A 14,595-nucleotide genomic window follows, 5' to 3' on the forward strand; every position below is an offset into this window, starting at 1 on the left:
ACCAAGCAGCCGCTGGCGATGACCGGTATCGGCAACGACAAGGCCTTCCGCATCTGGTTCAAGGCCAACACCACCAAGTTCACCGCCTCGACCAATTATGCCGACGCGCGCAACAAGGTGGTGCAGGCCGCGGAAGAACTATACGGCGTGGGCAGCGCGGAATCGATCGCGGTCAAGCGCGCCTATGCGGCGATCAACGTCGGCAGCGACGTCGACGAAGGCACGCCGGGCGGCGTCAGCATCACCACCCAGCCGAACAATGTCACCGTCTCGGCCGGCGGCACCGCCACCTTCACCGTCGGCGCAACGGGGGGCACCTCGCCTTACAGCTACCAGTGGTACCGCAACGGCGCGCAGATCTCGGGTGCTACCTCGGCCACCTACTCGCTGACCGCGCAGAACGCCGACAACGGCGCCGTGTTCAAGGCCGTCGTCTCCGATTCGTCGTCGCCGGTGAAAACCGCGACCTCGAACGACGCCACCCTGACCGTGGGCAGCATCCCGCCACAGTCCGAGCTGATCGTCAACGGCGGCTTCGAGTCCGGCACCGCGCCATGGGCCGGCACCACCGGCGTGATCGGCAACTACAGCGGCCAAAGCCCGTATGAAGGCAGCCGCTTCGCCTGGCTGGGCGGCAATGGCAACACGGCCACTGAAACCCTGTACCAGACCGTGACCATCCCTGCCAACGCCACCTCGGCAACCCTGTCGTTCGCGCTGCATATCGACACCAACGAGTCGGGCAGCACCGCCTACGACAAGCTGGTCGTGTCCGTGAAGAATTCTTCCGGCACCAACCTGGCCAACCTGGCGACCTATACCAACGTCAACGCGGCCAGCGGCTACCAGACCCGCACCTTCAACCTGCTGCCGTACAAGGGCCAGACCGTGCGCATCCACTTCAACATGACGGAAGACTACTCGCTGCAGACGTCCTTCGTGGTTGATAAGGTAAGCGTGCAAGTCCACTAAGCAAGCCGGCAGTCTCGGCATCCCGGCCGGTATGCGGCTATCGTCGTCCCCCACTACGATAGCTGCATAACCGGCTTTTTTGCGCCTGCGCGGTGCTATGATGTTTTCCTTGATTTTTAAGGAGGCGGCATGGGCATCGGTATCGGCGGAAAAACTATGGAACAGGCATTGGCATCCCTGTCGGACATGACGGCGGGCGCCGCCCCGATCGGCAAGGATGAACACCTGGCCCGCATCGAAAAGGCGCAGGCCTTCATGCGCCAGCAGGGCATCGCCGCCATCTATATCAACGCCGGCTCCAGCCTGCTGTATTTCACCGGCACCAAGTGGTACCCGAGCGAGCGCATGGTCGGCGCCATCCTGCCGGCGCGCGGCGCGGTCGAATACATCGCCCCCGCCTTCGAGGAAGACACGCTGAAGGACTTCATGCTGGTGGAAGGCGCCGTCAACTGCTGGCACGAACATGAAAGCCCGTTCGCCCTCTTCATCGCGGTGCTGAAGAAGATGGGTATTGCCCCCGACGCGGCGCAAGCCCCGCGCATCGGCATCGACGAAAGCGCCGCTTTCTTCATCTACGACGGCATCCGTCCGCTGGCCGAAGGCTATGCGCTGGAGAACGCGCGCCCGGTGACGGCGCACTGCCGCACCCGCAAATCGAAGGCCGAAATCGCCCTCATGCAGCGCGCCAAGGACATGACCATGGCCGTGCATATCGCCACCGCCAGCATCCTGCGCGAAGGCATCACCACCACCGAAGTGGCGGAATTCATCGACAAGGCGCACCGCAAGGTGGGCGCGCCGGCCGGCTCCTACTTCGTGATCGTGCTGTTCGGCGTGGCCAGCTCATTCCCGCACGGCGTGTCCTATGTGCAGACGCTGAAACAGGGCGACACGGTGCTGATCGATACCGGCTGCAAGCTGCACAACTACATTTCCGACATCACCCGCACCTATGTGTACGGCGCGCCGAGCGAACGCCAGCGCGCCGTGTGGAACGCCGAGAAGGCGGCGCAGCTGGCGGCCTTTGCAGCGGCCCAGCTGGGCGTGCCCTGCGAGGAAGTGGACCAGGCTGCGCGCCGTTCGCTGCAGGCGGCCGGCTTCGGCCCGGAATACAAGCTGCCCGGCCTGCCGCACCGCACCGGCCACGGCATCGGCCTGGACATCCACGAATGGCCTTACCTGGTGGGCGGCGACAAGACGCCGCTGGAGGTGGGCATGACCTTCTCCAACGAACCGATGATCGTGGTGCCGGGCGAATTCGGCGTGCGCCACGAAGACCACTTCTACATGGCGGAGAACGGCCCGCGCTGGTTCACGCAGCCGTCCCACTCGATCGACAATCCGTTCGGGCTGCAAGCCTGAGCGCTTGGCCCGGGGCGCGGCCCCGAATGCCGTAAGGCAATTGTGTTATTGTAGTGCGTTGCAAGCTTTGCATCCTTCATTGAATACGCGCCAATAACAATGTTCCGACTTTCCCCGGGGCTCCAGGCCGTGCGCCTGGCCCTTGCGGCCGCACTGTGCACCGCTCCTTTCGCCGTCTTTCCCCTTTCCGCCCAGGCCCAGGAACCAGCCGCGCAGCAAAGCGCGCCGCAAGCCGAACGGTCCTTCGAGCGCGGCGCGCCGCTGCCCGGCTGGGTCGAGCGCCTGGCGTCCCTGCCGGCGCCGGTCAAAGGCGAAACCGCCAGCATGCGTTTCTCCGACCTGCAGGTCTATGTGGACGATTCCACCAGCTACTACGTGCGGCGCGCAGCCATCGCGCACCAGCCGTCTGGATTGGAGGGGCTGGCGCAGATCCCGATCGATTTCCAGCCCGACTACCAGCGCCTTTACCTGCACAAGGTAGCGATCCATCGCGGCAAGGAGGTGATCGACAAGACCGCCAGCGCCGATATCCGCTTCCTGCAGCGCGAACGCAACCTGGAACAGGGCATTTACGACGGCAGCGTCACGGCGCAGATCGTGGTGAGCGACCTGCGCGTCGACGACACGCTTGAATACGAATACACCGTGGCCGGCCAGAACCCCGTGTTCGGCCGCCACCTGGTGCAGGACGGCCATTGGGACAACGCCTTCCCCTCCGCCTACCGCCGCATCACGCTGAATATGCCCGCCGATCGTTTCGTCAATTACCGCCTGGTCGGCGCCAGCGCGGCAAAGATGCCGCAGCAGTCGGCCGAGTACAAGGACGGGCGCCGCATCATGCGCTTTGAAGAGAAGGGCCTGGAGCCGGTACTGCCGGAGCAGTTCGTGCCGGACGATGTGGAGCAGGTGCGCTGGATGCAGTTCTCCGATTTCCAGGACTGGGCCGAGGTCAACGAATGGGCGCTCGACCTGTTCGGCGCCAGCACCGCGCCAGGCGTGCTGGATGGGCCGCTGCGCGTGGCGCGGGCCGCGAAAACGAAGGAAGAGCAGGTGGCCAGGGTGCTGGAGTACGTGCAGAACGAGATCCGCTACCTGTCGGTGTCGATGGGCGAGAACTCGCACCGTCCGTTCCCGCCGGCCAAGGTGCTGGAGCGCCGCTACGGCGACTGCAAGGACAAGAGCCTGCTGGCGGTTTCCATGCTGCGGGCGCTGGGCGTCGATGCCTCGCCCGTGCTGGTCGCCACCACCACGCACAAGGGTCTGTCCAAAGTGCTGCCCTCGCCTATCGTCTTCAACCACGCCATCGTTCGCGTTGCGCTGAACGGCAAGGAGTACTACCTGGATCCAACGCGGCGCGGCCAGTACGGCAAGCTCGATAGCATGGGCCAGGCGCACGCCGGCCGCCAGGTACTGGTGGTCAAGCCCGGCACCACGGACTTGAGCGTAATCCCCGAAGCCGGCGCCCCCACGCTGCGCAACCGCCGCAGCGAACAATTCAGCGCGCCCGTGATCGACAAGCCGGCCGAGCTGGTGCAGCGCAGCGAGATGTACGGCGTGGCGGCGGAGGACATGCGCGTCATGCTGGCCGCCATGAGCAAGCAGGAATTGCGCAAGGCGTATGAAGGCATCATGACGCGCCGCTATGCGGAGGCGCAGCTGGCGGGCGATCCAAAGATTGAGGATGACCGCGTCAACAACGCCCTCATGGTGGAAGTGCGCTACACCGTCCCCAACCTGTTTACCGAAATGCGGACCGGCGAAGGCTGGAGCATGTCCTACATCCCGAGCAATATGGCGGAAGTGTTTGCGCCGCCCGGCACGTCGCACCGCAATTACCCGCTGATGGTGCCGGCCCACCCGGGCAGCATGGAATACGATATGGTGGTGCGCCTGCCCGACGCGTTCAATATCACGCCAGGACAGGCGACGCGTGAGATCGACGACAACGCCTTCACATTGCAGCGCAAGATCGATGTGGCGCGCAACAATGTGCACGTCAATTTCCAGCTCAGCACCAAGGCCGACCGCGTGCAGCCGGCGGACATGGCGCAGTACGTGAAGAACGTGCAGAAGTTCAATGAAGCTGCTTCCGGCGCGATCAACGCCTTCAAAGCCGACATGCGTGGAGCCGGCGCCGCACCGGCGGCCGCATCGGCGCAGCCTGCGCTGCCTGCGCCCGCGGCCAAGACGCAAACCGAGGAAGAGCGCCTTGCCGTGATGGTGACCAATACCACCCGCGCCATTTCCAGCGCCGAAGCGAACGGCCGCGATCCCGTGCCGGCGCTGTGCGAGCGCGCCACGGCCCTGGCCTGGCTGGGCCGCAAGGAAGAAGCGCTGAAGGACGCCGCCCGCGCGGTACAGCTGCAGCCAAGTTCCAGCACCGCGCTGCGCTGCCGCGCCGATGTGAACTTCACGCTCGGCCGTTTCAAGGAAAGCGAAGCCGATTACACCAAGGTGATCGCACGCGGCGCGGAAGAGGCGGAAGTATTCCTGGCGCGCGGCCTGGCCAGCCTGTACCAGGACAAGCTGGCCCCGGCCCAGGCGGACTTCCGCTACGCGATGTCCCATTATGAAGACCGCACCGAGCAGGCGCGCGCCGCGCTCTGGCTGCGGATTGCCGGCGGCAAGCCCGCCGCTGCGGGCGAGAAGACTGAAGCCGATGCCGCCTGGCTGGGCGAGGTGGGGGCCATGTTCGACGGCAAAACCGATCCGGAACAGGTGATTACGCGCGCCATGCGCAACGTCACCGTCGGGGTCGACGCCAGACTGGTGGAAACCTACTTCTACGTCGGCCGCCACATGCTGGCCAGCGGGCAGAAGATCAAGGCCAAGACCTACTTCCAGCGCGCGGTGGGCAAGCGCTTGCTGGACAATCCGTATCATGTGGCAGCCCAGCACGAACTGTCGCGCCTGTAATCGAAGAAGGATGCAGTCAATGAAGTTGAAGTCCATTACCCGCGCAATGCTGCTGTCGATTGCCGCAGCGGGTGCCGCTGCACCGCATGCGAACGCGGGGAGCAAAGTGCCGCCGGTGGCTCAACCCGCCGCCTCTAAAGCGCAACGCGAGAATGAGCGCCTGGCGACGGCATATATGGCGGACATCAGGGCCGCACTCGATGCCGCCGCCGCTGCCGCCAAAGAGGACGAGCAAGATTTCCCGGCCACGCCGGAGTATTCCCGCAACCTGTATGACTTCCTTTACGAGGCGCCGCTCTACGAAAAGCTGGTCAAGGCCACTTTCGCGCTCGGGGACGTATCCGGCGGCGCACTGCACGCCTATTACTTGAGCCACGTGCCGAAGCAGGAATTGATAGCAAAGCTGGTCCCGCAGGCGATGAAAATCGTTTCGCCGGAACTTGCCGCAAACATGCTGAAAATTGTGCGCGAGCCGGCCTATGGCAAGCGGGCCAGGATCCAGCTCGCCGCCATGGGCGGCGCCGGCGGGGAAAGCGGGACGCTGAGCGCCGAGGAGCAGAAAACCCTGGTTCGCATCGACGCCGAGCCTGCGGCCCTCAAGTTCAGGAAGCTGGAGCCAAGGCTCGAGCAGCTGGTGCGCAGCGCCGTGATTGCCGCCCGTTCTGAGCTCGAACTCAAGCTGGCATCGGAGGCCCTGGCCGCGCTGGCGAAAATGCAGAGCGAAATTCCGGCGGCCGGCGCCAGCGGCCGCCCTGCCGCAATCCATACCATCGGATTCGAGCCGTGGGACCAGTTTATCCGGGCGTCGGGCAACTGCAACAACAGGATCGCCCTCGCGTTCCATCGCTATAACAAGGATCTGGCGGAGCTGAAATACTTCGAGCTTGTCAAATCGGTGAGCGTGGTCGGCCGCCAGAATTACCAGGAAGCCGCGGGACTGATCGACAAAGCGGAAGATGCGCTGGCCACCGCGCTAACCGCCCTGGATGCCGCGATCAGGGAACGCGAGCGGGAAGTCCGGGCCTCCGCCTTCGCGCGCTTCCCCCTATTCCGCAGCCAACAGGATGGCGTGACCGCAGGCTTGTACACATTTGCCGGCGACCTGGGCGAAAGCTATCGCAATATGTTCTCCGCGCAGCGACGCTTGCTCGCCTATCTCGAGCAGCACAAGGAACAGGCCAGGATCGAAGGCGGAAAACTCGTGTTCGAAGACGACGCGCTCGTCGCCGAGGTGAACGAATTGCTGAAACGCGTCACCGAGACGGCCAGGGAAGTGGACGCCGTGGTCGATCGCCAGGCGGAGCGCGACGAAGCGGCAATGACCAGGGCGCGCGCCAACCTGGAGAAGGCCGCAAAGTAAGCCGCGCCGAGTTCACTTTCGCTTCATACTGGGCGCATACAGGCCCGCTACAGTGCGGGCCATGGATACCTCTACTTCCCTCGAGCGCGTCACGTACGCCTACCTTCTGGCACTCACCTGCTCCGCCACCACCTTCGTCTTCGGCAATGAGCTGTGGGATTATGCCGCCAACGGCGACACGACCTTCCGCTTCCCGCTTGCCACCCTGGTTCTTGCCTGGATCATGGCGTTTGCCGCTTCCGTCCTGCCTTTTGCCGCCGGCATGACGCTGGCGGCGCGGCGCAGCATCCGCAGCCCGCTGTATTTCATCGGCGGCGCGGTTGCGACAGCGCTGGCCCTGCTCCCTTTGCTGGCTTGCGCCTACTCCCAGCGCCACCTGCTGCGCCTGGCGCCCATGCTGACCCTCGCCGGCCTTGCCGCCGGCAGCGTGTGCTGGCTCTGTCTCGGCCGGCCCCGCACGGCGGTGCAATGACTAACAGGCATGTGCTAAAGTCGGCGCACGATGAAGATCCTGTTCCTGATACTCGGCGCCCTGCTGGTCGCCTCACTGGCGGCGCACCGCCTGCGGCAATGGCGCGGCGGGCGACGCAATGAACGCGGCCAGTGCGCGATGTGCGGCGCCGGCATCCGATGGAATAACGCGGAGACGCTGCCGCTCTTCAGCGGCGGCGCGACAATGAAGGTTTGCCAGCGCTGCCATGCACGCCACTACACATTGAAGTGGACTGCCGTGCTGCTGATAGCGCTGGGCTTCGCGGGCGTGGTGTTTATGCTCGCTTGGACACCAAAGTAAGAATGTCGTAGCTGGCCACCAGCTCGTCGTTCTGGTTGGTCACCTGCACGTCCCAGGCCACCACGCCCTGGCCGCGGCCCTTGTCGTCGACGCGGTTGCGGTCGACCTTGCGCTTGCAGGTCAGGCGGGCGCGGATGGTGTCGCCGATCGCCACCGGGGTGATGAAGCGCAGGTTGTCCAGGCCGTAGTTGGCCAGCACCGGTCCCGGCGCAGGCGACACGAACAGGCCCGCCGCCGCCGACAGCACGAAGTAGCCGTGCGCAATGCGCTTGCCGAACTGGGTGTCCTTGGCGGCGATATCGTCGAAGTGCATGTAGAAGTAGTCGCCCGAGATACCGCCGAAGTTGACGATGTCCGCTTCGCTCACGGTGCGGCGATGGGTCAGCAGCGAGTCGCCGATATCCAGGTCTTCGAAGCATTTTCGGAACGGATGCACATCGCTTTCCTTGACGGCGCCGCCGCGCACGTACTCGCCGGTGATGGCGGTCAGCATGGTCGGCGAGCCTTGCACCGCAGCGCGCTGCAGGAAATGGCGCACCGCGCGGATGCCGCCCAATTCCTCGCCGCCGCCGGCGCGGCCAGGGCCGCCGTGCTTGAGCTGCGGCAGCGGCGAGCCATGGCCGGTGGAATCGACCGACGCTTCGCGGTCCAGCACGTGCACGCGGCCGTGCGAGGCGGCGGCGATCGGCACGGCGTAAGCGGCGGTTGCCGGGTCCTTGGTCACCAGCGTCGACACCAGGGAGCCTTTGCCGCGCGCAGCCAGTTCCAGCGCCTCGTCGATGGAATCGTAGGTCATCATGGTGCTGACCGGGCCGAAAGCCTCGACATCGTGCACGGCGGCGTTGTCGAGCGCATTCCGGCACAGCAGCAGGGTCGGCGAGAAGAAGGCGCCGTGCTCCACGCCCGGCCCCACCAGCTTCAGCGCGCCGGCGCCGCCGAACAGGATCTCATTACCTTGCGCCAGCTGGGCCACCCTTTCCGCCACGTCGCGCTGCTGGTCTTTCGACGCCAATGCGCCCATGCGCACGCCTTCCACCGACGGATCGCCGACCACGACTTTCGCCAGGCGCTCGCGCAGCTTTTCAGCCACCGCGTCCGCGTGCTGGCGCGGCACGATGATGCGGCGCACGGCGGTACATTTCTGGCCGGCCTTGGTGGTCATCTCGCGCTGGACTTCCTTCACGAACAGGTCGAACTCAGGATCATCCGGCGTGACGTCCGGCGCCAGGATGGCGCAATTCAAGGAATCGGCTTCCGCCGTGAACGGCACGGAGTTGGCGATCAGGTGGCGATTGGAGCGCAGCTTGGCGGCGGTATCGGCCGAACCGGTGAACGTCACCACGTCGGCGCCGCCCAGGCGGTCCAGCAGGTCGCCGGTGCTGCCGATCACCAGCTGCAGCGCGCCTTCCGGCAGCAGGCCGGAATCGTTGATCATGCGGATCAGGGCTTCGGTCAGGTAGGACGTGGCGCTGGCCGGCTTGCCGATGCAGGGCATGGCGGCCAGGAAGCTCGGCGCGAACTTTTCCAGCAGGCCCCAGATCGGGAAATTGAAGGCGTTGATGTGCACCGCGATGCCGCCGCGCGGCACCAGGATGTGGGTGCCGGAGAAGCCGCCGCGCTTGCCCAGCGCCATGGCCGGGCCTTCATGCAGCACATTGGACGAGGGCAGTTCGCGGCTGGCCATGCTGGCGTAGGCGAACAGGGTGCCGATACCGCCTTCCACGTCGACCCAGCTGTCCGGGCGGGTGGCACCGGTCAGGTGCGAGATCGCATACAGTTCCTCCTTGCGCTCCATCAGGTACATGGCCAGGGATTTCAGGCGCTGGGCGCGGGTCTGGAAGTCCAGCTTCATCAACGCTGGGATGCCGGTCTTGCGGCCGTAGTGCACGGCCTCGGCGAAATCGAGCTGCTCGGCGTGGGTGTGGTAGATGACGCGGTTGTCCAGGGCGCTGTGCAGTGCGGTCGCCGCTTCCTTGCCTTGCCAGCGGCCGCCGATGAAGCTTTGCAGGGTGTGTACCATTGATAGTCTCCGGTTACTGTCTATTCAGGATTTGTCTTCGAATGCTTGCTTGTGCAGGTGCATGGGCAGCGAGCTATCCCACGCCATGCGCTTGCGGTCGGGAGCTGGCTCGGTATCGGGCTGGCACTCAGTCATGGTCTGCATCGAGCGCTGCGCCAGTTCATGATACTGGTGCGTACCCGATCCTTTCCAGTTCAATTCAGTGTCCGTCACTTCGCGCACGATGCGCGCGGGCGCGCCCAGCACCAGGCTGCGCGGGGGAATCTGCATGCCGGCCTTGACGAAGGCGGTGGCGCCGACGATGCTCTGCGCCCCGATCACGGCGTTGTCCATGATGACCGCGTTCATGCCGACCAGAGCGTTGCGGCCGATGCGGCAGCCGTGCAGCACGGCGCCATGGCCGATATGGCCGTCCTGCTCGACGACCGTATCGCCACCCGGGAAGCCGTGCATCACGCAGGTATCCTGCACATTGGCGCCTTCCTCCAGGATCAGGCGGCCGAAGTCGCCGCGCAGCGACGCCAGCGGCGCCACATAGCAGCGCGGGCCGACGATCACGTCGCCGATCAGCACCGCGCTCGGGTGTACGTAGGCGCTGGGGTGAACGACCGGCCGTACGCCGTTGATTTCATAACACGGCATGTCAGACCCGCTCGATCACCAATGCGATGCCCTGGCCCACGCCGATGCACATGGTGCACAGCGCGTAGCGGCCGCCGCTGCGTTCGAGCTGGTTCAAGGCGGTCGTCACCAGGCGCGCACCGGATGCGCCCAGCGGATGGCCGATGGCGATGGCGCCGCCGTTCGGGTTGACGCGGGCGTCGCCGTCGGCCAGTCCCAGTTCGCGGGTCACGGCCAGCCCCTGCGCCGCGAAGGCCTCATTCAGTTCGATCACGTCCATCTGCTCGATGCTCAGGCCCAGCTGCGCCAGCAGCTTCTTGCTGGCTGGGGCCGGGCCGATGCCCATGATGCGCGGCGCGACGCCGGCGGTCGCCATGCCAAGCACCTTGGCGCGCGGCTTGAGACCGAATTTGTCGACGGCGGCGGCGGATGCCAGCAGCAGCGCACAGGCGCCGTCGTTGACGCCGGAAGCGTTGCCGGCGGTGACCGAGCCGTCCGGCTTGACCACGCCTTTCAGCTTGGCCAGCGCTTCCGGCGTGGTGTCCGGACGCGGATGCTCGTCGGTGTCGACGATCTTCGCATCGCCCTTCTTCTGGGCGATGGTGACCGGTACGATTTCGCCCTTGAAGAAGCCGGCGGCGTCGGCGGCCGCCCAGCGCTGCTGGCTGCGGATCGCGAAGGCGTCCTGGTCGGCGCGCGCCACCTTGTATTGCTCGGCCACGTTTTCCGCCGTCTCCGGCATGGAGTCGATGCCGTACTGCGCCTTCATCAGGGGATTGACGAAGCGCCAGCCGATGGTGGTGTCCTCGATCTTTGCGCTGCGTGAAAACGCGCTGTCGGCCTTGCCCATCACGAAAGGCGCGCGGGTCATGCTTTCCACGCCGCCGGCGATCACCAGCTGCGCTTCGCCGGACTTGATGGCGCGCGCCGCGATGCCCACCGCGTCCAGCGAGGAGCCGCACAGGCGGTTAATCGTGTTGCCCGGCACTTCCACCGGCAGGCCGGCCAGCAGGCCCGCCATGCGGCCCACATTGCGGTTGTCCTCGCCGGCCCCGTTGGCGCAGCCGTAGTAGACGTCGTCCACCTGCTTCCAGTCCACGGAGGGATTGCGCGCGATCAGGGCCGCGATCGGAATCGCCGCCAGGTCGTCCGCCCGCACGCCGGCCAGTGCGCCGCCGTAGCGGCCGAATGGGGTGCGAACGGCGTCGCAGATGAATGCTTCGGTCATATTATTCCTTTGGTCGTTTATCGATTACTCGTTTGGCTTTGCCGGTGGCGGTACGCTCGATGCCGCCCGCGCCGAGCAGCGTGACGGTGGTGCTGACCCCGACATTGGTCTTGATGCGCTGCTCCAGTTCGCGCGCCGCATCGCCCGCCTCGGCGCGGGCCAGGCCGGCGCGCAGCTCGACCAGCACTTCCAGCTGGTCCAGGTGGCCGTCGCGGGTCACCACCAGCTGGTATTGCGGCTCCAGCTTGGGCAGCTTGCAAATCTGCTCCTCGATCTGGGTCGGGAACACGTTCACGCCGCGGATGATCAGCATATCGTCGGAGCGCCCGGTGATCTTGCCCATGCGGCGCATGGCGCGCGAAGTCGGCGGCAGCAGGCGTGTCAGGTCGCGCGTGCGGTAGCGGATCACCGGCATGGCTTCCTTGCTCAGGGAAGTGAACACCAGCTCGCCCTCTTCGCCGTCCGGCAGCACCTCGCCCGTTTCGGGATCGATGATCTCGGGGTAGAAATGGTCTTCCCAGATCACCGGGCCGTCCTTCGACTCGATGCACTCGCTGGCCACGCCCGGGCCGATCACTTCCGACAGGCCGTAGATGTCGACGGCGTCGATGCCGGCGCGCCGCTCGATTTCGCCGCGCATGGCATTGGTCCACGGCTCGGCGCCGAAGATGCCGACTTGCAGCGAAGACTTGGCGCAGTCCAGGCCCTGGCGCTGGAACTCCTCGACGATATTCAGCATGTACGACGGCGTGACCATGATGATCGAGGGCTTGAAGTCCTGGATCAGCTGCACCTGCTTTTCGGTCTGGCCGCCCGACATGGGGATCACGGTGCAGCCCAGGCGCTCGGCACCGTAGTGCGCGCCAAGGCCGCCGGTGAACAGGCCGTAGCCGTAGGAGATGTGCACCATGTCGCCCGCGCGGCCGCCGGCGGCGCGAATGGAGCGCGCCACCATGTCGGCCCACATGTCGACGTCATTCTGCGTGTAGCCCACCACGGTAGGCTTGCCGGTGGTGCCGCTGGAGGCGTGCACGCGCACCACCTTCTCGCGCGGCACGGCGAACAGGCCGAATGGGTAGTTCTCGCGCAGGGTCTTCTTGTCCGTGAACGGGAACCTGGCCAGGTCGGACAGCGACTTCAGGTCGCTGGGATGGACACCCTTTTCGTCAAAGGCCTTGCGATAATGCGCAATGTTCTCGTAAGCGTGCATCAGCGACCATTTCAGGCGCTCCAGCTGGAGCGCCTGCAGTTCGTCGCGGCTGGCGCGCTCGATCGGCTCCAGGTCGGAAGGGGCGGGAATGCGTTGGACCATCGGTGCTACCTCCATCAACTAGCTATGGGTTGGAACCACCTCTCCGGCCACGCGATGCGATTTGCCGCGGAAAGTGGCGATCATCTTGCCCTCCTGGTTGGTGACGTTGACATCGTAGATGCCGGTCTTGCCCGCCAGCGTGCGTTCGATCGCCTCCGCCGTCAGCAAGTCGTCCAACCGCCCGGGGGCGAGGTAGTCGATCGTGCAGCCCGCGCCTACCGTCGTGTGGTTATGGCTGTTGCACGCGAATGCGAAAGCACTATCCGCCAACGCAAAGATAAAGCCACCGTGGCAGGTCTGGTGCCCGTTCAGCATATCGCTCCGCACCGGCATGCTCATGCGCGCATAGCCGGGGCGGATTTCCACCAACGTCATGCCCAGCCCCTGGCTGGCGGGATCGCGCGCGAACATCGCCGCGCCGGCCGCCTCGGCCAGGGCCTGTGGATTCGTCTTCGGGTTATGCATGGATCCTGGCCCCGCTCTGTTGGCGCCGGCGCAGCAGGGGCGACACGCGGTAGCGGTCTTCGCCGTAGCTGCCCGCCATGTTTTCCAGCACGCCCACAATGTGCTGGACACCCACCATGTCCGCCCAGGCCAGCGGGCCGCGCGGATAGTTGACACCCTTCTGCATCGCCACGTCGGCCGCCTGCGCGCTGCACACGCCCTGGTTGACGGCATCGGCGGCCTCGTTGGCCAGCATGGCGACCGTGCGCATCACGGCCAGGCCGGGCACGTCGTCCAAGCGGGTCACGGTGAAGCCGGCCGCCTGGAACATGCCGACGGCGGCCGTCATGGCGCGCGGGCTGCACTGGTCCGAACAGGCGATGGCGATGCGCGGCGAAGTACCGTAATCGAATACCAGGTCGTACACCACCATATCGTCATGCTTGTCGTCGCGCGCACGCTGCGTGGCGGTGCGGCCGTCGGTCAGGTAGATGGCGGCGCCGTTGCAATGGAAAGCCGGCGCTTCGGACGAGCGGTGGCCTTCCGCCGAATTGCGTTTGGTGACCGCCACACCGCGCGCCTTCAGGCGCTCGATGATCGCTGTCGCCACGGCAGTGTGGCCGCCCGGCTCGAAGCTATAGCCGATGTATTCAGGCACCGGCTGCGGCGCTTCAGCGAGCGGCTGCGGCGCCGTGGCGCCTTCACCGTATTCGTAGAAGCCGCGGCCGGATTTGCGGCCCAGGAAGCCGGCATTCACCATTTCCTGCTGCAGCACGGAAGGCGTGAAGCGCGGATCGTTGTAGTAGGCGCGGAACACCGATTCGGTGACGGAGTAGTTCACGTCGTGGCCGATCAGGTCCATCAATTCAAATGGCCCCATGCGGAAGCCGCCGCCTTCGCGCAGCACGGCGTCGATGGTGGCGGCATCCGCGGCCTGTTCGTTGAGCAGGCGCCAGCCTTCCGCGTAGTAGGGACGCGCCACGCGGTTGACGATGAAGCCCGGCGTGGATTTGGCGTGCACCGGGTGCTTGCCCCAGGCGATGGCGGTGTCGTACACGGTGTCAGCCACCTCGCGGCCGGTCGCCAGGCCGCTGATCACTTCCACCAGCGCCATCAAGGGAACCGGGTTAAAGAAGTGCATGCCCACCAGGCGCCGCGGCAGGCGCAGCTTGGCGGCGATGGCGGTGACGGAAATCGAGGAGGTGTTGGTGGCGAGGATGGCGTCGTCGGCGACGATGGCTTCCAGATCGGCGAACAGGCTGCGCTTGACGTCCAGGTTTTCGACGATCGCTTCGACCGCCAGCGTCGCGTCGGCCACGTCGGACAGGCTGGCGACGGCGTGCAGGCGGGCGCGCGCGGCATCGGCATCGGCGGCGGACATCTTGCCCTTTTCAACCAGCTTGCCGTACACCTTGCCGATATCGGCGATCGCCTTGTCCACCGCTTCCGCGCGGGTGTCGAACAGCTTCACGGTATAGCCGGAAGCCGCCGCGACCTGCGCGATGCCTGAGCCCATCGCTCCGCTGCCGATGACGGCAACGACACTGCCTAGCGCCAGAGCCGCCAT

12 protein-coding genes are annotated in these 14,595 nt (G+C 65.7%); 6 read left to right on the forward strand and 6 right to left on the reverse strand.

Annotated elements, in window-relative coordinates:
• From H597_RS30310 to H597_RS0109360, 6 genes are all read left to right on the forward strand, one after another.
• Positions 1-972, forward strand: a 972-nt coding sequence (locus tag H597_RS30310) for a M4 family metallopeptidase (protein ID WP_035373696.1), incomplete at its 5' end; no start/stop codon positions are given.
• A 135-nt stretch (positions 973-1,107) separates the two neighbouring features.
• Positions 1,108-2,334 carry a M24 family metallopeptidase gene (locus H597_RS0109340; protein ID WP_307579422.1) on the forward strand — a complete coding sequence of 409 codons (1,227 nt, stop codon included), beginning with the start codon at positions 1,108-1,110 and terminating at the stop codon, positions 2,332-2,334.
• A 99-nt stretch (positions 2,335-2,433) separates the two neighbouring features.
• Positions 2,434-5,250, forward strand: a complete 2,817-nt coding sequence (locus tag H597_RS0109345) for a DUF3857 domain-containing protein (RefSeq protein ID WP_028101910.1) — start codon at positions 2,434-2,436, stop codon at positions 5,248-5,250.
• 19 nt (positions 5,251-5,269) lie between these two features.
• On the forward strand, positions 5,270-6,610 hold the full coding sequence (locus H597_RS0109350; RefSeq protein ID WP_028101911.1) for a hypothetical protein: 1,341 nt from the start codon (positions 5,270-5,272) through the stop codon (positions 6,608-6,610).
• A 61-nt stretch (positions 6,611-6,671) separates the two neighbouring features.
• Positions 6,672-7,082, forward strand: coding sequence for a hypothetical protein (locus H597_RS0109355; protein WP_028101912.1), 411 nt, complete (start codon positions 6,672-6,674; stop codon positions 7,080-7,082).
• A gap of 30 nt (positions 7,083-7,112) precedes the next feature.
• Entirely contained in the window at positions 7,113-7,403 is a 291-nt protein-coding gene (locus H597_RS0109360) for a hypothetical protein (RefSeq protein WP_028101913.1), read from the forward strand.
• Here H597_RS0109360 and paaZ read toward each other — a convergent pair.
• From paaZ to paaH, 6 genes are read right to left on the reverse strand one after another with little or no spacing between them, the layout of a single operon-like run.
• The gene (gene paaZ / locus H597_RS0109365) at positions 7,378-9,423 is read right to left on the reverse strand and encodes a phenylacetic acid degradation bifunctional protein PaaZ (protein WP_028101914.1); all 2,046 of its coding nucleotides are present in this window, start codon (positions 9,421-9,423) and stop codon (positions 7,378-7,380) included. The genes H597_RS0109360 and paaZ overlap by 26 nt on opposite strands.
• A gap of 24 nt (positions 9,424-9,447) precedes the next feature.
• Complete coding sequence (gene paaY / locus H597_RS0109370) at positions 9,448-10,065, reverse strand: phenylacetic acid degradation protein PaaY (RefSeq protein WP_028101915.1); 618 nt, start codon at positions 10,063-10,065, stop codon at positions 9,448-9,450.
• Position 10,066: 1 nt separating this feature from the next.
• The gene (gene pcaF, locus H597_RS0109375; RefSeq protein WP_028101916.1) at positions 10,067-11,272 is read right to left on the reverse strand and encodes a 3-oxoadipyl-CoA thiolase; all 1,206 of its coding nucleotides are present in this window, start codon (positions 11,270-11,272) and stop codon (positions 10,067-10,069) included.
• Between the two features lies 1 nt (position 11,273).
• The gene (paaK, locus tag H597_RS0109380; RefSeq protein WP_028101917.1) at positions 11,274-12,584 is read right to left on the reverse strand and encodes a phenylacetate--CoA ligase PaaK; all 1,311 of its coding nucleotides are present in this window, start codon (positions 12,582-12,584) and stop codon (positions 11,274-11,276) included.
• Between the two features lie 18 nt (positions 12,585-12,602).
• Complete coding sequence (gene paaI, locus H597_RS0109385; RefSeq protein WP_028101918.1) at positions 12,603-13,049, reverse strand: hydroxyphenylacetyl-CoA thioesterase PaaI; 447 nt, start codon at positions 13,047-13,049, stop codon at positions 12,603-12,605.
• On the reverse strand, positions 13,042-14,595 hold the full coding sequence (gene paaH / locus H597_RS0109390) for a 3-hydroxyacyl-CoA dehydrogenase PaaH (protein ID WP_028101919.1): 1,554 nt from the start codon (positions 14,593-14,595) through the stop codon (positions 13,042-13,044). Before paaH ends, paaI begins: the two co-directional genes overlap by 8 nt.

The organism is Pseudoduganella violaceinigra DSM 15887, from assembly GCF_000425385.1.
GTDB classification, from domain to species: domain Bacteria; phylum Pseudomonadota; class Gammaproteobacteria; order Burkholderiales; family Burkholderiaceae_D; genus Rugamonas; species Rugamonas violaceinigra.

Bases quoted from the DNA above. Each gene is read 5' to 3' on its own strand.
- H597_RS0109345 (WP_028101910.1), top strand. From the start codon at position 2,434: ATGTTCCGACTTTCCCCGGGGCTCCAGGCCGTGCGCCTGGCCCTTGCG.
- H597_RS0109350 (WP_028101911.1), top strand. From the start codon at position 5,270: ATGAAGTTGAAGTCCATTACCCGCGCAATGCTGCTGTCGATTGCCGCA.
- H597_RS0109355 (WP_028101912.1), top strand. From the start codon at position 6,672: ATGGATACCTCTACTTCCCTCGAGCGCGTCACGTACGCCTACCTTCTG.
- H597_RS0109360 (WP_028101913.1), top strand. From the start codon at position 7,113: ATGAAGATCCTGTTCCTGATACTCGGCGCCCTGCTGGTCGCCTCACTG.
- paaZ (WP_028101914.1), bottom strand. From the start codon at position 9,423: ATGGTACACACCCTGCAAAGCTTCATCGGCGGCCGCTGGCAAGGCAAG.
- paaY (WP_028101915.1), bottom strand. From the start codon at position 10,065: ATGCCGTGTTATGAAATCAACGGCGTACGGCCGGTCGTTCACCCCAGC.
- pcaF (WP_028101916.1), bottom strand. From the start codon at position 11,272: ATGACCGAAGCATTCATCTGCGACGCCGTTCGCACCCCATTCGGCCGC.
- paaK (WP_028101917.1), bottom strand. From the start codon at position 12,584: ATGGTCCAACGCATTCCCGCCCCTTCCGACCTGGAGCCGATCGAGCGC.
- paaI (WP_028101918.1), bottom strand. From the start codon at position 13,049: ATGCATAACCCGAAGACGAATCCACAGGCCCTGGCCGAGGCGGCCGGC.
- paaH (WP_028101919.1), bottom strand. From the start codon at position 14,595: ATGGCGGCTCTGGCGCTAGGCAGTGTCGTTGCCGTCATCGGCAGCGGA.